Consider the following 18,762-nt stretch of genomic DNA (forward strand, 5'->3'; position numbering starts at 1 on the left):
CCCGGTTACCGCTCCCCCGTGACTTGCTTCCCCCCGACCCTCAGGCGACGAGCTCCCCGAAGGCGTTCTCCTCGTCACGGCCGAAGCTGAGGACCTCGTCCTCGCGCAGCCGGCGGAGCGACCGCCAGATGCTGGACTTCACCGTGCCGACACTGATGTCGAGTATCTCCGCGATCTCCGGGTCGGTGCGGCCCTCGTAGTAGCGCAGGACCAGCATCGTCCGCTGGAGTTCGGGCAGCCGGGCCAGCGCCTGCCACAGGACCGCGCGCAGTTCGGTGCCGCGCATCGCGTCCGTGTCGCCGGGCGTCTCCGGCAGTTCCTCGGTCGGGTACTCGTTCAGCTTGCGGCGGCGCCACGCGCTGATGTGCAGGTTCGTCATGGTGCGGCGGAGGTAGCCCCCGACCGCGGCCTTGTCGCTGATCCGGTCCCACGCCCGGTAGGTCGAGAACAGCGCGCTCTGCAGCAGGTCCTCGGCCTCGAAGCGGTCACCGGTCAGGTGGTAGGCGGTGGCGTACAGGGAGGCGCGGCGCTCCTGGACGTAGGCGGTGAACTCCGCCTCCGACAGCGAACGACGCTCCCCCGTGTCCTCCCCGTACGCGCTTCCCCCGTGCGGTTCCCCCGTGCAACCGTCAACCACCGTCATGTACGCGGTGTGCTGACGCCCGGCGCCGCGAGCGCACCCCCGCCCGCTCACGGCGCCGGACTCCTTGGAACCCCGGCCCCCGTTCACGTCGTGCAGGCGCGTGATCACTGCGCTATTGCTCGTGCTGTGCAGCGTGTTCATCTCGCGCCCCCCGTCGTGGACTTCCGGTGTTCTGCTTGCTCAGGCGGTGGATCTCCGCGGTGCTGTTTGCCTGTGCCGAAAAGCTTGCCCCCGCACCTTCATGGCCGTGTCCGCCGACTGTCACAGACCTGTCACAGGGGTCGGTCGCAGCGGACGCACAGTCCGGTCACAGAGAAGAGCGGTACGGGCACACAGCCGTACAGGTGCGTATGAGGAGTCGAAACACCACCCCGCCATGGGCCAGAATGACCCCCGTGCCTTCCCTGTTGCTGATCGAGGACGACGACGCCATCCGCACGGCCCTGGAGCTCTCACTGACGCGCCAGGGACACCGTGTGGCCACCGCTGCCACCGGTGAGGACGGCCTGAAGCTGCTGCGCGAACAGCGGCCGGACCTGATCGTGCTGGACGTGATGCTGCCCGGCATCGACGGGTTCGAGGTGTGCCGGCGCATCCGGCGCACGGACCAGCTGCCGATCATTCTGCTGACCGCGCGCAGCGACGACATCGACGTGGTCGTCGGGCTGGAGTCCGGCGCCGACGACTATGTCGTCAAGCCCGTGCAGGGACGGGTGCTCGACGCCCGGATCCGGGCCGTGCTGCGGCGCGGCGAGCGGGAGGCGAACGACGCGGCGACCTTCGGCAGCCTCGTCATCGACCGCGCGGCCATGACCGTGACGAAGAACGGCGAGGACCTGCAGCTCACCCCGACCGAGCTGCGGCTGCTGCTGGAGCTGAGCAGGCGGCCCGGTCAGGCGCTCTCCCGCCAGCAGTTGCTGCGGCTGGTGTGGGAGCACGACTACCTCGGCGACTCCCGGCTGGTGGACGCGTGTGTCCAGCGGCTGCGCGCCAAGGTCGAGGACGTCCCCTCGTCCCCGACGCTGATCCGTACCGTGCGGGGCGTGGGCTACCGGCTGGACACGCCTCAGTGACATCAGTGCAAGGGGGGGGTCGCGGCTGGGCCGCGACGCGTAAGGGACATCTGTCACGACTGCGGTTCACCAGCCTGCGGCTGCGGCTGGTCGTCGTGTTCGGGCTGGTCGCGCTCACCGCCGCCGTCTCCGTGTCCGGCATCGCGTACTGGCTCAACCGCGAGGCCGTGCTCACCCGTACCCAGGACGCCGTGCTCGGCGACTTCCGGCAGGCGATGCAGACCCGGGCCGGCACCCTGCCCCCGCATCCCACGCAGGACGAACTGCAGCACACCGCGGGCCAGATGGCGAACAGCAGCCAGCGCTTCAGCGTGCTGCTCGTCGCCCAGGACTCCGACGGCCGCACGGTGTACGGCAGTTCGGGCGCCCTGGACGGCTTCTCGCTGCAGGACGTGCCCGCGTCGCTGCGCGCGGCGGTCAACAAGCGGCAGCAGGTCGACTCCGGCAACAAGTACGCGTACCACCTCTACTGGCAGCGGGTCGTCGACCACGGCACGCCGTATCTGGTGGCCGGCACGCGGATGATCGACGGCGGGCCGACCGGCTACATGCTGAAGTCGCTGGAGCCGGAGGCCAAGGACCTCAACTCGCTCGCCTGGTCGCTGGGCATCGCCACCGGTCTCGCGCTGGTGGGCTCCGCGCTGCTCGCGCAGGCCGCCGCCTCGACCGTGCTCAAGCCCGTGCAGCGGCTGGGGGTGGCCGCGCGCCGGCTCGGCGAGGGCAGGCTGGACACCCGGCTGAGGGTGTCCGGGACCGATGAACTGGCCGATCTGTCACGGACGTTCAACGACGCGGCCGAGGCGCTGGAGAAGCGGGTGGACGACATGGCCGCGCGGGACGAGGCGTCCCGGCGGTTCGTCGCCGACATGAGCCACGAACTGCGTACTCCGCTCACCGCGATCACCGCGGTGACGGAGATCCTGGAGGAGGAGCTGGAGGCCGAGTCCGGGTCGATCGATCCGATGATCGAGCCGGCCGTGCGGCTCGTCGTCAGCGAGACCCGGCGGCTCAACGACCTCGTCGAGAACCTTATGGAGGTCACCCGCTTCGACGCGGGTACGGCCCGGCTGGTGCTGGACGACGTGGACGTGGCCGACCAGATCACCGCGTGCGTCGACGCCCGCGCCTGGCTGGACGCGGTCGACCTGGACGCCGAGCGCGGCATCCACGCCCGGCTCGACCCGCGCCGGCTGGACGTCATCCTCGCCAACCTGATCGGCAACGCCCTCAAGCACGGCGGCTCCCCGGTGCGGGTGTCGGTGCGGACCGCGGACGACCACGTGGTGATCGCCGTACGGGACCACGGTCCCGGCATCCCCGAGGACGTCCTGCCGCACGTCTTCGACCGGTTCTACAAGGCGAGCGCCTCGCGGCCCCGTTCCGACGGCAGCGGCCTCGGTCTGTCCATCGCGCTGGAGAACGCGCACATCCACGGCGGCGAGATCACCGCCGCCAACTCGCCCGACGGCGGCGCGGTGTTCACGCTGCGGCTGCCGCGCGACGCCTCGGCGCTGGCGCAGGAAGCGGCCGAGGGCGACGTGAAGAAGGGGGAGGCGTGAGGAACGTACGCCGGCTGACGGCGCTGTCCCTGCTGGGTGTGGTGCTCACCGGGTGCGGCATCCGCTCCACCCAGGTGCCCACCGACTTCGGCGCGGCGCCCTCACGGGTGCTGTGCTCGCTGGCCGGGCCGGACGTCACCGCGCAGGCCTCGCGCGGGCTGCCGGTGCAGGTGTTCCTGCTGTGCGGCTCCTCGCTGGTGGCCGTCGACCGGACGGTGCGCGTCCCGGACGGCACGGCGGACTCGCGGCGGCGGGTGCTGGTGGCGCAGGGGCTGCTCGACCAGCTCGCGGCGACGCCGTCCCCGGCCGAGAAGGAGGCCGGGTACACGACGGACGTACGGGGCGGCATGACCGTCGGGGGGCCGCGCCCCGGCGATCCCGACGACGCCCTGCGGCTGAGCACCGAGCCCCGCGACCTGACCTCCTACGCGCTGGCGCAGCTGGTCTGCACGTTCTCCGACTCGGCCGCCGCCGAGGGCGACGGCTCGGTCATCCTGGGCGGCCCCGGCAAGGAGCCGCCGCGCCGCTACGTGTGCACCGGCGACCTGCGTTCCCGGCCGGGCAGCGAGACACCGCCGTCGAGCGCGGTCACGGGCGGCTGAGGCACGGCGAGGCCCCGCGCGGGTGAACCGCATCTGGAATGCGGGTGTGGCACAGGCCTCGTCCAGGTACGTCGGCGGACCCGGAACCGATCGTGCCGGGCGCCGCGTCTTGGGTGGCGTGCAGCGTCAAGGCTCCATCGGCGGCAGCGCCGCGATCCGCATCCGTGTGACGGGAGGTGTCCTCCTCGTCGCACACCTCGCGTTCGTCGCCTGGTTCACGCTGCGTCCGCTGGACGTGCCCTGGGTGCAGCCGCCCAACCTGCGTCCCCTGGCCGGCATCCGGGCCGACCTGACGCTGGGGTGGCCGGAGGCGGCCCACCGCATCACCGAGGGCGTCGCCCTGCTCGCCCCGCTCGGGGTCCTGCTGCCGATGACCCACGGCAGGCTCGGTGCCTCCCCGCTCGCCTCCCTGGTCCGTACGGTGGTCGCGGCCGCCCTGGTCTCGCTGGGCATCCTGATCCTGCAGACGGGTGTGCCGGGCCGGGTCCCGGACATCGACTCGCTGCTGCTCAACACGGTGGGGGTGGCTCTCGCCCACCTCGCCGTCGTCCCCGCCTCCCGCGCCCGGCTCCGTCGCAGGTCCGAGCGGCGGGAGCGGGCGGCCCTCCGTCAGGAGGAAGCGGCTCAGGGTCCGACCCCGACGTTTCCCAGGGTCGGGATGGCTCCGTAGTGTGACGTTCTGCGAGCTTCGGGTACGTAGCGTTGAAGGCAGTCGGGGAGGCCGCACTGGCCCCCGGAACAAGCCGTCAACCACAGAAGGAGCCGCACATGTCCGCCCTCGTCCGCCCCACCAACGGCCGCATGATCGGCGGAGTGTGCGCCGGTCTGGCCCGTCGCTTCGGCACCTCCGCGACCACGATGCGGGTGATCTTCCTGCTGTCGTGCCTGCTGCCGGGCCCGCAGTTCCTGCTCTACATAGCGCTGTGGATCCTGCTGCCCTCGGAGGGGAAGGCGGCGCGCACCGCCTGGTAGTCCCGGATCGCGTACGCCGACGGGGCGCACCCCGTGTCCAGGAGGTGCGCCCCGTCGGCGTGTCCGGGGGGCCGGTTCAGCCGAGCGGGAGGCCGTTCACCGGCAGGCCGTGGGTGGGCAGGCCGGTCTGGCCCACGGGGAGCCCGCCGAGCAGTCCGGCGACGGGCGCGGTCGGCCCGTCCGCGAGCACCCGCTGCACGGCCGGCTGCACGGCGGCCAGACCCGTGGCGAGCGCGGGCTGCGCCTGGCTCACCGCCTCACCGGCACCCGGCAGCGCCTTGGAGACGTTCTCCGCCGGGAGCGTCTTGGTGACGGTGTCCAGCGCCCCGGAGGTGTCCGGGAGCGCGGGGGCGGCGTTCGCGGCGCCGGCACCGACGGCGGCGAAGGCGGCACCGAGAGCGGCGACACCGAGGGTCTTGGCAGCAGACTGCTTCATGAAATGCGTCCTCGAAATGGGATGACGGGGAATGCGAGCGGTCCATGACCGTAAACATGCCGACCCGTCCGCCGCAAACATCGAAATGCGGACGGGTTGTGAACACCCGCCCGCATTCCCTGCACCCCACTGTCCCCCAATCAGCCCTCGGAGTCCGCAGAACCGCTGGTGGAAGCCGTTTGCTGGAACAGCCATTCGGACTTGAGCTCGGCATATCCGGGCTTGACGACGTCATTGATCATCGCCAGTCGTTCATCGAAAGGAATGAACGCTGATTTCATCGCATTGACGGAGAACCACTGCATGTCGTCGAGCGTGTAACCGAACGCCTCGACAAGGTGCTCGAATTCCCGGCTCATGCTGGTGTTGGACATCAGCCTGTTGTCCGTGTTCACGGTCGCCCGGAAGTGCAGACGCCTCAGCAGCCCGATCGGGTGCTCGGCGTAGGAGGCGGCGGCGCCGGTCTGGAGGTTGGAGCTGGGGCACATCTCGAGGGGGATGCGCTTGTCCCGTACGTAGGACGCGAGCCGGCCGAGCTTCACCGTGCCGTCGGCGTGCACCTGGATGTCGTCGATGATGCGCACCCCGTGCCCGAGCCGGTCGGCGCCGCACCACTGCAGGGCCTGCCAGATGGACGGCAGCCCGAAGGCCTCGCCGGCGTGGATGGTGAAGTGGTTGTTCTCGCGCTTGAGGTACTCGAAGGCGTCGAGGTGCCGGGTGGGCGGGTAACCGGCCTCCGCGCCCGCGATGTCGAAGCCGACGACGCCGAGATCCCGGTAGCGGTTGGCGAGTTCGGCGATCTCCAGGGCGCGGGCGGCGTGCCGCATCGCGGTGAGCAGGGCGCCGACGCGGATACGGCGACCGTTCGCCCGGGCGATCCGCTCCCCTTCCCGGAAGCCCTCGTTGACGGCCTCGACGACCTCTTCGAGGCTGAGGCCGCCTTCGAGGTGCTGTTCGGGCGCGTAGCGCACCTCCGCGTAGACGACCCCGTCCTCGGCGAGGTCCTCGGCGCACTCGCGGGCGACCCGGACCAGGGCGTCGCGAGTCTGCATCACACCGACGGTGTGGGAGAAGGTCTCCAGGTACCGCTCCAGGGACCCGGAGTCGGCGGCCTCGCGGAACCAGGCGCCGAGCCGGCCGGGGTCGGTCTCGGGGAGACGTGAGTAGCCCGTGTCGCGGGCGAGTTCGACGATCGTCCCCGGGCGGAGGCCGCCGTCGAGGTGGTCGTGCAGCAGAACCTTCGGCGCCCGGCGGATCTGGTCCGGCGTCGGGGTGTTCGAGATGGTCTGGCTCGTCATTTCCGCACTGTACCTCCTACGCGCGTAGACCGCGCGGTGTACAGCCGCGTCGATACGTAACGGTGACCGCGAGGACGGGTCGCGTACACCCGTCCTTCTGACACTGTTCTGTCATGGCACACCAAGCGACGCCGGTTCGACGGGCCCGGCTGGGGAGGGCGCTCGGCCCGGAGCCGACGGCGGTGAGCGGAGTGGCGCTGCTGCTCCCCGGCGGCGACGAGGAGTCCGGCCGCAGACCGTCCCCCATGCTCGCCACGGCATCCGTACGGGCGCTGGGCCGTCGGCTGGCCCGCGCGGGCCGGGAGCAGGGCCTGGCCGCGCATGTCGTCCACTACCGGTACCGGGGGTGGAACGGCAGCGAGGCGCACCTGGCCCAGGACGCCTCCTGGGCCGCCGACGAGGTCGTACGGCGCTACGGCGACGTCCCCGTCTGCCTCGTCGGCCTCGACATGGGCGGCCGGGCCGCTCTCAGGGCGGGCGGGCACGAGGCCGTCAACTCCGTGGTGGCGATCGCGCCTTGGCTCCCCGAGGACGACATGGCGGCCTCGCCCGAACCGGTGAAACAGCTCGTCGGGCGGCGGGTGCTGATCGTGCACGGCACGAACGACGACGTGTGCGACCCCGAGCTGTCCTTCCGGCTGGCGGCCCGGGCAAAGAAGGCGAACCGGGACGTGTGCCGGTTCGAAGTGCACTCCGACGGACACGGGTTGCACCAGTACCGGGCGGAAGTGCAGGCGCTCGCCGAGGACTTCGTGCTGGGCGCGCTGTTCGGAGGCGTGGTGTCGCGGCCCGTCCAGGACGCGCTGGCGGCTCCGCCACCGTTGGGGCTGCGGATGCCGCTGGCCGTCGGGTTCGGAAAATCGTTGCACCGGTGAGCCGGTCTTCACGCCGGTGAGCCGGTCATCACGCCGGTGAGCCGACCGCCGCGCCGGGTGAGCTAGGACGGGAGCAGGCCGCCCCTCCTGGACAGCAGGAACTTCTTGAAGGCCGCCACCGGGGGTGTGTCCGGGTGGCCGTCGAGCCAGGCCACGCCGATCTCGCGGGCCGCCCTCGGGGACGTGACGGTCAGCTCCACGACGCCGGGACGGGGGAAGGCCGGTGGAGGCAGCAGAGCGACGCCCAGGCCCGCCGCGACCAGGCCCCTGAGGGTCTCCGCCTCCTCTCCCTCGAAGGCGATCCGGGGCCTGAAGCCCGCCTCCTTGCACAGGTCGTCCGTGATGCGGCGCAGGCCGTACCCGGGTTCCAGGGTCACGAAGGTCTCGTCGGCCGCTTCCGCGAGGCGGACGCGTCTGCGGGCGGCGAGGCGGTGGTCGGCGGGGACGACCAGACGGAGTTTCTGTTCGTCGAGGCGGCGGGCGACGAGGTCGGGGGCGTCCGGGACGGGCGAGGTCAGACAGAGGTCCAGCTCGCCGGCGCGGAGTTTCTCCAGCATGGCCTCGCCGTAGTTCTGGACGAGGCTGAAGCGGACCCGGGGATGGTCGACGCGGAAGGCATGGATGAGCCCGGGGACGGTTTCCGCGCCCATGGTGTGCAGGAACCCGAAGGCGACCTTGCCGGTGGCGGGGTCGGCGTCGGCGCGGACCTCGTCGGCGGCACGTTCGATCTCGGCGAGGGCGCGCTCGACGGAGGCGAGGAAGGTGCGCCCGGCCGGGGTGAGGGAGAGGGTGCGGCCGTGGCGGGCGAACAGGTCGACGCCGAGGTCCTGTTCGAGGCGGACCATCGCACGGGAGAGCGTCGACTGGGGGACCTGGAGTTCCTGGGCGGCGCGGGTGACGTGCTCGGTGCGGGCGACGCCGGCGAAGTGGGCGAGGCGTGGGGCGAGCAGCATCGCCATGTCCGTCGTGTCTTGTGTGTCACCGGTCGGTGACAGGCGGGCCGGTGAACTCGGTTGATGCACCATGGGAACGATTATGGCGATTCCGTGCATTGGACGGATGAGCGGGGGCGTGCGTAGCTTCGAGGCATGTCTCCCGCCAGTACCGGGGCGTCCACCGCCGTGGGCGCCTCCACGCCCGTCCCTGTCGTCGACTCCCGTATGGCCCCGGGTGGGCCCGGCTATCGCCGGATGAGTTTCGCGCTGTTCCTCGCGGGGGTCGCGACCTTCGCGCTGCTGTACTCCACGCAGGCCCTGCTGCCGCTGATCTCCGGTGAGTTCGGGGTGGCGGCGAGCGAGGCGAGCTGGACGGTGGCGGCGGCGACGGGCGGGCTCGCGCTGTTCGTGCTGCCGATGAGCGCGCTGTCGGAGCGCTTCGGGCGCCGTACGGTGATGACGGCCTCGCTCGCGGTGGCGGTGACCGTGGGACTGCTGGTGCCGTTCGCTCCGTCGCTGGGCGTGCTGGTGGTGCTGCGGGGCCTGCAGGGCGCCGCGCTGGCCGGGCTTCCGGCGTCCGCGACCGCCTACCTCGCCGAGGAGGTCCAGCCGAAGGCCCTGGTCACGGCGATCGGGCTGTTCGTGGCGGGCAACAGCGTCGGCGGGATGAGCGGCCGGGTCGTCACCGGCTGGGTCGCGCAGGAGTGGGGCTGGCGGGCCGCGGTGGGCGTCATCGGGGTGATCGCCGTCGTCTGCGCGGCCGCCTTCCGGATGCTGCTGCCGGCGCCGACCCACTTCGTCGCCGGATCGCTGCGCCCGCGCGTCCTGGCCCGGACGGTCCGTGACCACCTCTCCGACCCGCTGCTGCGCCGGCTGTACGCGATCGGCGCGCTGTTCATGACGGTGTTCGGCGGGGTCTACACGGTCATCGGCTACCGCCTGACCGAGGCCCCCTTCTCGCTCCCCCAGGGCATCATCGGGTCGATCTTCCTGGTGTACCTGGTCGGCACGGTCTCGGCGTCGACGGCCGGCCGGCTGGTGGGCCGGCTGGGCCGCCGCGGGGCCCTGTACCTGGCGGGCGGTACGACCGCCACGGGGCTGCTGGTGTCCCTGGCGCCGTCGCTGCCGCTGGTCCTGCTGGGCCTGGTGCTGATCACGGCGGGCTTCTTCGCGGGCCACGCGGTCGCCTCCTCGGCCGTGAGCAAGACGGCCACGACCGGGCGCGCGCAGGCGTCTGCGCTGTACCAGTCGGCGTACTACGTCGGCTCCAGCGCGGGCAGCACGGTGGGGGCGACGGCCTTCCACGCCGGGGGCTGGGCCGGGACGGTCGGCGTGGGGCTGCTGGCGGTCCTGGGGGTCGTGACGATCACGGCGTTCGGCACGCGGGCGGCGAGGGTCGCCGCGCGCCGCCCGGTCACGGCGTAGCCCCTTTCCGCCCACCCCCTGTGACCTGCGCCTTTCCCCGCTCGACACGCCATTGTCAGTGCCCTGCGGTAGCTTCCGAAGTGCTGGGCGCAAAGGCGCGACACAGAACGGCCACAGGGGTGGGTGGACGATGGGCGAGAGCACGGCGGCGACCGCGACGGCGGACCTGGACCTCAAGCTGGAGAAACACCGCGTCGAGCTGACCGGGTACTGCTACCGCATGCTCGGCTCCTCCTTCGAGGCCGAGGACGCGGTGCAGGACACCATGGTCCGCGCCTGGCGGAGCTACGAGAAGTTCGAGGGCCGCTCCAGTCTGCGTTCCTGGCTCTACCGCATCGCGACCAACGTCTGCCTCGACATGCTGACCGCCGGCAACAAGCGCGCCCGCCCGATGGACCTCAGCGAGTCGACCCCGCTCGCCCAGGCCGCCCTCTCCCCCCGCCCGGACAACACCTGGCTCGAGCCGATGCCGGACAACCGCGTGCTGCCCACGACCGACGACCCGGCGGAGGCGGCCGTCGCCAAAGAGTCCGTGCGGCTGGCCTTCATGGCGGCGCTGCAGCAGCTGCCCGCCAAGCAGCGCGCCGTGCTGATCCTGCGCGAGGTGCTGGCCTGGAAGGCGAGCGAGGTCGCGGAACTGCTCGACACCTCGGTCGCCTCGGTCAACAGCGCGCTGCAGCGGGCCCGGGCCACCCTCGCCGAGCGGGAGCAGGGCGACAAGGCGGCCTCGGCGGCCGTCTCCGACCCGCTGGACGAGGAGCAGCAGAAGCTCCTGGAGCGGTATGTGGCGGCCTTCGAGGGCTACGACATGACCGCTCTGACGGCCCTGCTGCACGAGGACGCCGTCATGACGATGCCGCCGTTCGACCTGTGGCTGACCGGCCACGACGACATCACGGGCTTCATGACCACGCTCGGCTCCGCCTGCGAGGGCTCGCGACTGGTGCCGGTCCAGGTCAACGGCCTGCCCGGGTTCGCCCAGTACAAGCCGGACCCGGAGGCGGGCGGTTACGCGCCCTGGGCGGTGCAGGTGCTGGAGATCTCAGACGGCCGGCTCACCGGGTTCCACTTCTTCCTCGACACCAAGCGGTGGTTCCCGCTGTTCGGGCTGCCCCTCCACCTCGAAGCGGAGCCCGGCCAGGTCGAGCAGGGCGCGTAGGGAGGGCGCCGGATCCCGCAGCCGGATCCGTCCGCCGGCCCGCCGGGCGGCCAGCTGGAGCCGGGCCAGCAGGTCCACGGCGGCCAGGCCCGGCGGCCCGATGCCGGCGACGTCGACCACGACCACTCCCGCCCCGCCCGCCTCCAGCAGCGCTCGTACGTCGTCGCACAGCCCCGCCACCTCGTCACGGGTGACGGGGCCGGGCAGCACGAGTACGGCGGGTGTCATGGCGTCCACGACCGGTAGACCGGGCGGGCGGGCGGAACTCATCGGAGCGCACCGCCCACGAGGCGTGTCCGCGCGGCGCCGCACGGAATCACATTGACCGTCCGCCCTCCTGCCCCGGAGGGTTGCCTGTATGCGCCACCGACCAGTACCGCCCCGGATACACGACGTCCTCCTGCCCGCCGAGGAGGCGCCGTGCAGGGCGTGTTGACGGGATTCGCGGTGATCGCGGTCGTCATCGGGGTGGGGTACGTCATCGGCAGGCAGGGGCATCTCGGCGAACACGGCCGGGAGGTGCTGACCAAGCTCGCCTTCCATGTGGCCTCCCCCGCCCTGCTCTTCACCACGCTCGCCCGGGCCGACCTGTCGGTGGTCTTCTCCAGCCGGCTGCTGGTGACGGCGATGAGCACGGCCGCGGCGGCGGGCGTCTTCGTCGCGGTGGGGGCCGCACGGGACTGGGGCGTGGGCCGCACCACCATCGGCGCCCTGTGCTCCAGTTACGTCAACTCGGGCAACCTCGGCATCCCGATCGCGGTGTACGTCCTCGGTGACGCCTCCCTCGTCGCGCCGGTCCTGCTCTTCCAGCTCATCGGGGTCACCCCGGTCGCCCTGACGATCCTCGACCTGTCCGGCAAGGGCGAGAAGGGCCCGCTGTGGCTGCGCCTGCTGACACCCCTGCGCAACCCCATCGCGGTGGGCTCACTGGCGGGCGTCGCGGTGTCGGCGCTCGGCGTGCAGGTCCCGGCCCCCGTCATGGACCCGATCACCCTGATCGGCAACATGTCGGTCCCGGCGGTCCTGCTGGCCTTCGGCATCTCCCTGTGCGGCAGCACGATGCCGGGACGGGGCGCCGACAGGGGGGCCGTGTTCTTGTCCGTGGCCCTGAAGTCGGTGGGCCAGCCGACAGCGGCCTGGGCCCTGGCGACAGCCGTGTTCGGCCTCCGGGGCCACCAACTCCTCGACGTGGTGGTGACGTCGGCACTCCCGGCCGCGCAGAACCTGTACACGTACGCGAGCCGCTACCGGGTGGCCGAGGGCCTGGCCCGCGACTCGATCCTGCTGTCGACGGTGCTGTCGGTGCCGGTGCTGGTGGTTGTCGCGGCGCTGTTGGGGTGACTCAGGTCTCGGGGAACTCGCTGGTGTCGATGACGAGGTCGAAGGGCGCGGGAAGGGTGAGAAGTTCGCCGAACTTGGCGACGTCGAGCGGACGGTACACGTCTCCGTGCGGCTCTCCGTAGAGCGTCGCGGTAGGACCCTCGGGTGCCCAGCGGTCGACCAGGAGGTAGAGGGGGATGCCGGCGGAAGCGTAGGCGGCCGGCTTGCTCACACGGTCGTGGCGGGCGTTCTTCCTGGAGGTGACCTCCACGACGAGTTCGGCCACGGCGGCCGGCAGATAGGTGTCCGCCTCGGTGCACTCCTGGACCGGGGCGACCAGGATGTCCGGGATGAACATGCCGAGCCGCGAGGGGACGGCGATGGCCTGTGTCTGGAAGATCTCCCAGTCCTCGGGGATCACGGAGTACAGGCGACGCTGGATGCGGGCCGCGATCACGTTGTGACGGGACGCAGGAGCAGGTGACACGGTGATGATCCCCTCGATGATCTCCACCTTGCTGCCCTCGGGCCAGTCCATCTCCTCCCAGAACCGGACGAGGTCGTCCCAGCTCTGCTCGGGGTCGTGGCCCACGGTGAGTGCGCTCATGGCGGTCTCCTTCGGTTGCGTCACCGATCCCAGCATGCCGAACGGGACCGGTGGGGGTCCACCGATCCCGTTCACTCGAAGGGGGAACTCCCCTGGTCAGGCGATACGTTCCAGCACCACCGGCGACGCCGGGAAGGCGGTGCCCGTCGCCCCGATGTCGTACGAACCCTCCACCGCCTGGAGCGCGTACTCGAAGCGTTCGGGGGTGTCGGTGTGGAGGGTCAGGAGGGGCTGGCCCTCGGTGACCTGGTCGCCGGGCTTGGCGTGCATCTCCACGCCCGCGCCCGCCTGCACCGGGTCCTCCTTACGGGCGCGCCCCGCGCCGAGGCGCCAGGCGGCGACGCCGATTCCGTAGGCGTCGAGGCGGGTCAGGACACCCGAGGACGGGGCCTTGATGACGTGCTGCTCACGGGCCACCGGCAGCTCCGCGTCCGGGTCGCCGCCCTGGGCCGCGATCATGCGGCGCCAGACGTCCATGGCCGAGCCGTCGGCCAGGGCCTTCGCCGGGTCCGCGTCCTTCACCCCGGCCGCGTCCAGCATTTCGCGGGCCAGGGCGAGGGTCAGCTCCACCACGTCCGCCGGGCCGCCGCCCGCCAGGACCTCCAGCGACTCGCGGACCTCCAGCGCATTGCCCGCGCTCAGGCCGAGCGGGGTGGACATGTCCGTGAGGAGGGCGACCGTCTTCACTCCGTGGTCGGTGCCGAGGCCCACCATCGTGGACGCGAGCTCCCTCGCGTCCTCGATCGTCTTCATGAAGGCGCCCGTGCCCACCTTCACATCCAGGACCAGGGAGCCCGTGCCCTCCGCGATCTTCTTGGACATGATGGAGGAGGCGATCAGCGGGATCGCCTCGACCGTGCCGGTGACGTCCCGCAGGGCGTAGAGCTTCTTGTCGGCGGGGGCCAGGCCGTCGCCCGCCGCGCAGATCACCGCGCCGGTGGTGTCGAGGACGTGCAGCATCTCCTCGTTGGACAGCAGTGCGCGCCAGCCGGGGATCGACTCCAGCTTGTCCAGGGTGCCGCCGGTGTGGCCCAGGCCGCGGCCCGACAGCTGCGGGACGGCGGCGCCGCACGCGGCGACCAGGGGGGCCAGCGGGAGGGTGATCTTGTCGCCGACGCCGCCCGTGGAGTGCTTGTCGGCCGTGGGGCGGGACAGGGAGGAGAAGTCCATGCGCTCGCCGGAGGCGATCATCGCGGCCGTCCAGCGGGCGATCTCGCGGCGGTTCATGCCGTTGAGGAGGATCGCCATGGCGAGCGCGGACATCTGCTCGTCGGCGACCTCCCCGCGGGTGTACGCGTCGATGACCCAGTCGATCTGCTCGTCGCTGAGTTCGCCGCGGTCCCGCTTGGTGCGGATGACGGAGATGGCGTCTGTGGCCATGGCGTGCGGTCCTTCCGTGGTTCAGGAAGTGTGCGGCCCCTCCGCTCGACTCAGGTCGGAGGGGCCGTACGGGAGTTACTTGGTGAGATGGTCCGGGCCGAAGGCCTGGGGCAGCATCTCGGAGAGCGGGAGGATGCCCGCCGGGGTCTCCAGGAGCAGCTCGGGGCCCCCGAACTCGTACAGCAGCTGACGGCAGCGGCCGCACGGGACCAGGATCTCGCCGCGGCCGTCGACGCACGTGAAGTGCGTCAGCCGGCCGCCGCCGGTGCGCTGCAGCTCCGAGACCAGCCCGCACTCGGCGCACAGGCCGAGGCCGTAGCTGGCGTTCTCGACGTTGCAGCCGGAGACCGTGCGGCCGTCGTCGACCAGGGCGGCGACGCCGACCGGGTAGCCGGAGTAGGGGGCGTAGGCGTGCGTCATGGCCTCGCGGGCCAGCTCGCGCAGCGCCTCCCAGTCGACGGCGGCCGGCCGGCTCACTTGCCCTGGCCCTTGCGGTAGCGCATGCCGTCGGCCTTCGGCATCCTCAGGCGCTGCGCGGACAGCGACAGCACGAGGAGGGTGACGACGTACGGGGTGGCGCCCACGAAGTCGCTCGGGACCTCGTCGGTGACCAGGTACCACAGCAGGACGAGCGCGCCCACGAAGAGGCTGATGCCGCCCTGCCAGTGGGCCTTCTTGTACATCTTCCAGCCCGCCATCGCCACGAGCAGCACGACCAGCAGGAGCAGCAGCGCGTGCACGGTCTGGCCGCCGTTGCGCAGCTGCAGCGCGTCGGAGTAGCCGAACAGGCCCGCGCCCATGGCGAGTCCGCCGGGCCGCCAGTTGCCGAAGATCATGGCGGCGAGACCGATGTAGCCGCGGCCGCCGGTCTGGTTCTCGAGGTAGATGTGCGAGGTGACCAGCGCGAGGAAGGCGCCGCCGAGGCCGGCCAGGCCGCCGGAGACGGCGACGGCCGCGTACTTGTACTTGTAGACGTTGACGCCGAGGGACTCCGCCGCGACCGGGTTCTCGCCGCAGGAGCGCAGCCGCAGACCGAACGGCGTGCGCCACAGCAGCCACCAGCTGGCGACGAACAGCGCGAAGGCGAGGATCGTGATCACGGACAGGTTGGTCACCAGACCGCCGAGGATGCCGGCGATGTCGGAGATCAGGAACCAGTGGTGCTTCTCGAGGGACTGCAGGGCGTCGGACAGGCCCGGGATGTCGAAGTCGGGCAGCGAGTCCACCGGCGGGGACTGCTTGGGGTTGCCGCCCGCGTCGGCCGCCTTGCCGTTGGTGAAGAACAGCTTGGCGAGGTACTGGGTGGTGCCCAGCGCGAGCAGGTTGATCGCGACACCGGAGACGATGTGGTCCACGCCGAAGGTGACGGTGGCGACGGCGTGCAGCAGTCCGCCGAGGACGCCGAAGCCGACACCGCACAGCAGGCCGAGCCAGGGGCTGGACTGCCAGCCGATCCAGCCGGCGCCGAAGGTGCCGAGGATCATCATGCCCTCGAGGCCGATGTTGACCACGCCGGAGCGCTCGGACCACAGGCCCGCGAGACCGGCGAGGCCGATCGGGACGGCGAGGCTCAGCGCGGCGCTGACCTGTCCGTCGGAGGTGAGCTGGTTCGCCCCGGTGATGACGCGGACCGCGGCGACGAGCAGCAGGGCGCCGGCGACGATCATGAGGATCTGGCCGAGCGGACGGCCCGACCGGGTGCGTTCGGTGTCCGTCTTGGGGGCCGCGGGCGGCGGCGTGTCGGTCATCGTGGCAGTCATCACGCCACCTCCTGCTTCTCGGTCGGGGCGGCGGCCTGGGCGGCGAGTTCGGCGCCGACCCGCTGCTGCTGGCGCTTGAGGCCGTAACGTCGTACGACCTCGTAGGCGATCACGACGCACAGGACGATCACGCCCTGGATGACGCCGAGGATCTCCTTGTCGTAGCCCTGGAACTCCAGGTGGTTGGTGGTGCGCTCCAGGAAGCCCCACAGCAGGGCGCCCAGCGCGATGCCGACCGGGTTGTTGCGGCCGAGCAGGGCGATGGCGATGCCGGTGAAGCCGATGCCGGTCGGGAAGTCGTTGCTGAACTGGTGGCTGTCGTTGAGCAGGGTCGGCATGCCGATGAGGCCGGCGATCGCGCCGGAGATGAGCATGCTGGTCGCGATCATCTTCTTCACGGAGACACCGCTCGCGGCGGCCGCGCTCTCGGACTGGCCGACGGTGCGCAGGTCGAAGCCGAACCGGGTGCGGCCGAGCACGAACCAGTACGCGATGCCGACGAGCACGGCGATGAAGATGAAGCCCCACAGCTCGCCCGCCGGGCCGGTGTTGATCTGGAAGAAGTACGAGGACGAGCGCAGCGGCTTGGTGGACACGACCGTACCGCCGGCCTGGAGTTCGGCGAGCTTCCCGGGCTGCAGCAGGTAGGCGATGATCGCGGTGGCGATCGCGTTGAGCATGATCGTCGAGATGACCTCGCTGACGCCCCGGGTCACCTTCAGCACGCCCGCGATGCCCGCCCACACGGCGCCGGTGCCCATCGCGCACAGGATGATCAGCGGGATGGAGATCCAGCCGGGCGTGGTCAGCGCGCCGCCGAGGACGGCGGCGAAGAACGCGGCGATGCGGTACTGGCCGTCGACGCCGATGTTGAACAGGTTCATGCGGAAGCCGATGGCCACCGCGACACCGGCCAGGTAGTACGTCGTCGCCTTGTTGAGGATGTAGACCTGGCTGTCGCTTGCGGTGCCGTAGGTCACCATGTCGCTGAAGGCGTCGAACGGGTTCTTGCCGGTGGCGAGGATCACCAGGGTGGTGACGACGAGCGCGGCGACGATCGCGAGCAGCGGGGCCGCGATGGCGAGGAGCAGCCGCTCCTTGTCGATGCGTTGGGTCAGCTTGTTCATCGGGCGTCGTCCTCTGTGTGCTCCAGGTGGCCGGTGGCCGCACCCGTCATGGCGGAGCCCAGCTCCTCGGGGGTGATGGTGGCGGGGTCGGCGTCGGCGACCAGTCGGCCGCGGTACATCACCCGCAGGGTGTCGGACAGGCCGATGAGCTCGTCCAGGTCGGCGGAGATCAGCAGCACCGCCAGGCCCTCGCGGCGGGCCTCGCGGATGTGGTCCCAGATCGCCGCCTGCGCGCCGACGTCCACGCCCCGGGTGGGGTGGGCGGCGATGAGCAGCTTGGGCTCGTGGCTCATCTCGCGGCCGACGATCAGCTTCTGCTGGTTGCCGCCGGAGAGGGAGGCGGCGGTGACGTCGATGCCGGGGGTGCGGACGTCGTACGCCTCGATGATGCGCTCGGTGTCGCCGCGGGCGCCCCTGATGTCGAGCAGCTGGCCGCGGGAGTTGGGCTTCTCGGTGACGTGGCCGAGGATGCGGTTCTCCCACAGCGGGGCCTCGAGGAGCAGGCCGTGGCGGTGGCGGTCCTCGGGGATGTAGCCGACGCCGGCCTCGCGGCGGTGGCGGGTGGGGACGTGGGAGATGTCGGTGCCGTCGAGGGCGATCGTGCCGGAGTTCAGGGCACGGATGCCCATGATGGCCTCGACCAGCTCGGACTGGCCGTTGCCCTCGACGCCGGCGATGCCGAGGACCTCGCCCTTGTGGATGGTGAAGGAGATGTCGTCGAGGATGATCCGCTCGACGCCGTCGAGGTCGGTCTGGGCCAGGCGCAGGCCGTCCACCTTCAGCAGCGGGACGTCGGTGACCGTGGACTCCTCGGTCTCCGGCGTGGGCAGTTCGCTGCCGACCATCAGCTCGGCGAGCTGCTTGGTCGTGGTGCCGGCCGGCTTCACGGTGCCGACGGTGGTGCCGCGGCGGATGACGGTGATCTCGTCGGCCACGGACAGGACTTCGCCGAGCTTGTGGGAGATGAAGATGACGGTGAGGCCCTCGGCCTTGAGCTCGCGCAGGTTGTCGAAGAGGGCGTCGACCTCCTGCGGGACGAGGACGGCGGTGGGCTCGTCGAGGATGAGGGTCTTGGCGCCGCGGTAGAGGACCTTGAGGATCTCCACGCGCTGGCGGTCGGCGACGCCGAGCTCCTCCAGCAGGACGTCCGGGCGCACGTTGAGCCCGTATGCGTCGGAGAGTTCCTTGATCTTCGCGCGCGCCTTGGCGCCGATGCCGTACAGCTTCTCCGCGCCGAGGACGACGTTCTCCAGGACGGTGAGGTTGTCGGCGAGCATGAAGTGCTGGTGCACCATGCCGATGCCGCGGGCGATGGCGTCGGCGGGGTTGTGGAAGACGACGGTCTCGCCGTTCACGGTGATGGTGCCCTCGTCGGCCTGCTGCATGCCGTAGAGGATCTTCATCAGGGTGGACTTGCCGGCGCCGTTCTCACCGCACAGGGCGTGGACGGTTCCCGTGCGGACGGTGATGTCGATGTCCTTGTTGGCCACGACACCGGGGAAACGCTTGGTGATGCCGCGCAGTTCGACGGCAGCGGGAGGGCTGGACGCGTTGATGGCGCACTCTCCTCGGGGGGCAAAGGGGGCTGAGG

At 71.2% G+C, this 18,762-nt stretch carries 20 protein-coding genes; 9 read left to right on the forward strand and 11 right to left on the reverse strand.

All coding sequences use genetic code 11. From position 1 onward, the window contains the following. Nucleotides 1–40: 40 nt before the first annotated feature. A complete protein-coding gene (locus GRC12_RS27425; RefSeq protein ID WP_208782054.1) occupies nt 41–784 on the reverse strand; it encodes a SigE family RNA polymerase sigma factor in 744 nt (247 codons plus the stop codon). 254 nt (nt 785–1,038) lie between these two features. On the opposite strand from GRC12_RS27425, the gene afsQ1 reads away from it, so the two are divergent. From afsQ1 to GRC12_RS27450, 5 genes are all read left to right on the forward strand, one after another. Beyond that, entirely contained in the window at nt 1,039–1,716 is a 678-nt protein-coding gene (afsQ1, locus tag GRC12_RS27430) for a two-component system response regulator AfsQ1 (RefSeq protein ID WP_013001223.1), read from the forward strand. After that, nucleotides 1,713–3,275 carry a sensor histidine kinase gene (locus tag GRC12_RS27435; protein ID WP_208782055.1) on the forward strand — a complete coding sequence of 521 codons (1,563 nt, stop codon included), beginning with the start codon at nt 1,713–1,715 and terminating at the stop codon, nt 3,273–3,275. Before afsQ1 ends, GRC12_RS27435 begins: the two co-directional genes overlap by 4 nt. Next, complete coding sequence (locus GRC12_RS27440) at nt 3,272–3,877, forward strand: hypothetical protein (RefSeq protein WP_208782056.1); 606 nt, start codon at nt 3,272–3,274, stop codon at nt 3,875–3,877. Before GRC12_RS27435 ends, GRC12_RS27440 begins: the two co-directional genes overlap by 4 nt. A 118-nt stretch (nt 3,878–3,995) precedes the next feature. Further along, nucleotides 3,996–4,547: a VanZ family protein gene (locus tag GRC12_RS27445; protein WP_208782057.1), complete on the forward strand. Its 552-nt coding sequence runs from the start codon at nt 3,996–3,998 to the stop codon at nt 4,545–4,547. A 98-nt stretch (nt 4,548–4,645) separates the two neighbouring features. Continuing rightward, nucleotides 4,646–4,849, forward strand: coding sequence for a PspC domain-containing protein (locus GRC12_RS27450; protein ID WP_133049972.1), 204 nt, complete (start codon nt 4,646–4,648; stop codon nt 4,847–4,849). 76 nt (nt 4,850–4,925) lie between these two features. Here GRC12_RS27450 and GRC12_RS27455 read toward each other — a convergent pair whose 3' ends face one another. Both GRC12_RS27455 and GRC12_RS27460 read right to left on the reverse strand, forming a co-directional pair. Continuing rightward, the gene (locus GRC12_RS27455; protein ID WP_208782058.1) at nt 4,926–5,285 is read right to left on the reverse strand and encodes an ATP-binding protein; all 360 of its coding nucleotides are present in this window, start codon (nt 5,283–5,285) and stop codon (nt 4,926–4,928) included. A gap of 140 nt (nt 5,286–5,425) precedes the next feature. After that, a complete protein-coding gene (locus GRC12_RS27460; RefSeq protein ID WP_208782059.1) occupies nt 5,426–6,583 on the reverse strand; it encodes an adenosine deaminase in 1,158 nt (385 codons plus the stop codon). Between the two features lie 113 nt (nt 6,584–6,696). Between GRC12_RS27460 and GRC12_RS27465 the strand changes: the two genes are divergently transcribed. After that, a complete protein-coding gene (locus GRC12_RS27465) occupies nt 6,697–7,458 on the forward strand; it encodes an alpha/beta hydrolase (RefSeq protein WP_208782060.1) in 762 nt (253 codons plus the stop codon). A gap of 62 nt (nt 7,459–7,520) precedes the next feature. Here GRC12_RS27465 and GRC12_RS27470 read toward each other — a convergent pair whose 3' ends face one another. Then, complete coding sequence (locus GRC12_RS27470; protein WP_208782061.1) at nt 7,521–8,483, reverse strand: LysR family transcriptional regulator; 963 nt, start codon at nt 8,481–8,483, stop codon at nt 7,521–7,523. 63 nt (nt 8,484–8,546) lie between these two features. Between GRC12_RS27470 and GRC12_RS27475 the strand changes: the two genes are divergently transcribed. Then, nucleotides 8,547–9,818 carry an MFS transporter gene (locus tag GRC12_RS27475; RefSeq protein ID WP_208782062.1) on the forward strand — a complete coding sequence of 424 codons (1,272 nt, stop codon included), beginning with the start codon at nt 8,547–8,549 and terminating at the stop codon, nt 9,816–9,818. A gap of 130 nt (nt 9,819–9,948) precedes the next feature. After that, nucleotides 9,949–10,977 carry a sigma-70 family RNA polymerase sigma factor gene (locus GRC12_RS27480; protein WP_208782063.1) on the forward strand — a complete coding sequence of 343 codons (1,029 nt, stop codon included), beginning with the start codon at nt 9,949–9,951 and terminating at the stop codon, nt 10,975–10,977. Here the strand turns inward: GRC12_RS27480 and GRC12_RS27485 are convergent. After that, complete coding sequence (locus tag GRC12_RS27485) at nt 10,861–11,247, reverse strand: STAS domain-containing protein (RefSeq protein WP_208782064.1); 387 nt, start codon at nt 11,245–11,247, stop codon at nt 10,861–10,863. The genes GRC12_RS27480 and GRC12_RS27485 overlap by 117 nt on opposite strands. A 150-nt stretch (nt 11,248–11,397) precedes the next feature. Between GRC12_RS27485 and GRC12_RS27490 the strand changes: the two genes are divergently transcribed. Then, nucleotides 11,398–12,318 (forward strand): AEC family transporter, encoded by a 921-nt coding sequence (locus GRC12_RS27490; protein WP_208782065.1) that lies wholly within the window; start codon nt 11,398–11,400, stop codon nt 12,316–12,318. A gap of 1 nt (nt 12,319) precedes the next feature. On the opposite strand, the gene GRC12_RS27495 is transcribed toward GRC12_RS27490, so the two are convergent. The 6 genes from GRC12_RS27495 to GRC12_RS27520 form a co-directional block, all read right to left on the reverse strand. Then, nucleotides 12,320–12,904 carry a Uma2 family endonuclease gene (locus GRC12_RS27495; protein ID WP_133049963.1) on the reverse strand — a complete coding sequence of 195 codons (585 nt, stop codon included), beginning with the start codon at nt 12,902–12,904 and terminating at the stop codon, nt 12,320–12,322. Between the two features lie 96 nt (nt 12,905–13,000). After that, complete coding sequence (locus GRC12_RS27500; protein WP_208782066.1) at nt 13,001–14,284, reverse strand: thymidine phosphorylase; 1,284 nt, start codon at nt 14,282–14,284, stop codon at nt 13,001–13,003. A gap of 75 nt (nt 14,285–14,359) precedes the next feature. After that, entirely contained in the window at nt 14,360–14,761 is a 402-nt protein-coding gene (locus GRC12_RS27505; RefSeq protein WP_208782067.1) for a cytidine deaminase, read from the reverse strand. Beyond that, the gene (locus tag GRC12_RS27510) at nt 14,758–16,044 is read right to left on the reverse strand and encodes an ABC transporter permease (protein ID WP_208782068.1); all 1,287 of its coding nucleotides are present in this window, start codon (nt 16,042–16,044) and stop codon (nt 14,758–14,760) included. The genes GRC12_RS27505 and GRC12_RS27510 overlap by 4 nt, the downstream gene beginning before the upstream one ends. Then, on the reverse strand, nt 16,044–17,171 hold the full coding sequence (locus GRC12_RS27515) for an ABC transporter permease (protein WP_208782069.1): 1,128 nt from the start codon (nt 17,169–17,171) through the stop codon (nt 16,044–16,046). Before GRC12_RS27515 ends, GRC12_RS27510 begins: the two co-directional genes overlap by 1 nt. Next, nucleotides 17,168–18,727 carry an ABC transporter ATP-binding protein gene (locus tag GRC12_RS27520; protein ID WP_308286654.1) on the reverse strand — a complete coding sequence of 520 codons (1,560 nt, stop codon included), beginning with the start codon at nt 18,725–18,727 and terminating at the stop codon, nt 17,168–17,170. The genes GRC12_RS27515 and GRC12_RS27520 overlap by 4 nt, the downstream gene beginning before the upstream one ends. Nucleotides 18,728–18,762 lie beyond the last annotated feature (35 nt).

The sequence above is a fragment of the Streptomyces griseorubiginosus genome, from assembly GCF_017614965.1.
Lineage (GTDB): Bacteria > Actinomycetota > Actinomycetes > Streptomycetales > Streptomycetaceae > Streptomyces > Streptomyces griseorubiginosus_B.

What these genes read in the sequence shown, in the direction of transcription:
- GRC12_RS27510 (WP_208782068.1), bottom strand. Translation starts at nt 16,044, where the DNA reads ATGACTGCCACGATGACCGACACGCCGCCGCCCGCGGCCCCCAAGACG.
- GRC12_RS27455 (WP_208782058.1), bottom strand. Translation starts at nt 5,285, where the DNA reads ATGAAGCAGTCTGCTGCCAAGACCCTCGGTGTCGCCGCTCTCGGTGCC.
- GRC12_RS27480 (WP_208782063.1), top strand. Translation starts at nt 9,949, where the DNA reads ATGGGCGAGAGCACGGCGGCGACCGCGACGGCGGACCTGGACCTCAAG.
- GRC12_RS27465 (WP_208782060.1), top strand. Translation starts at nt 6,697, where the DNA reads ATGGCACACCAAGCGACGCCGGTTCGACGGGCCCGGCTGGGGAGGGCG.
- GRC12_RS27450 (WP_133049972.1), top strand. Translation starts at nt 4,646, where the DNA reads ATGTCCGCCCTCGTCCGCCCCACCAACGGCCGCATGATCGGCGGAGTG.
- GRC12_RS27425 (WP_208782054.1), bottom strand. Translation starts at nt 784, where the DNA reads ATGAACACGCTGCACAGCACGAGCAATAGCGCAGTGATCACGCGCCTG.
- GRC12_RS27460 (WP_208782059.1), bottom strand. Translation starts at nt 6,583, where the DNA reads ATGACGAGCCAGACCATCTCGAACACCCCGACGCCGGACCAGATCCGC.
- GRC12_RS27500 (WP_208782066.1), bottom strand. Translation starts at nt 14,284, where the DNA reads ATGGCCACAGACGCCATCTCCGTCATCCGCACCAAGCGGGACCGCGGC.
- GRC12_RS27475 (WP_208782062.1), top strand. Translation starts at nt 8,547, where the DNA reads ATGTCTCCCGCCAGTACCGGGGCGTCCACCGCCGTGGGCGCCTCCACG.
- GRC12_RS27485 (WP_208782064.1), bottom strand. Translation starts at nt 11,247, where the DNA reads ATGAGTTCCGCCCGCCCGCCCGGTCTACCGGTCGTGGACGCCATGACA.
- GRC12_RS27470 (WP_208782061.1), bottom strand. Translation starts at nt 8,483, where the DNA reads ATGGTGCATCAACCGAGTTCACCGGCCCGCCTGTCACCGACCGGTGAC.
- GRC12_RS27495 (WP_133049963.1), bottom strand. Translation starts at nt 12,904, where the DNA reads ATGAGCGCACTCACCGTGGGCCACGACCCCGAGCAGAGCTGGGACGAC.
- GRC12_RS27515 (WP_208782069.1), bottom strand. Translation starts at nt 17,171, where the DNA reads ATGAACAAGCTGACCCAACGCATCGACAAGGAGCGGCTGCTCCTCGCC.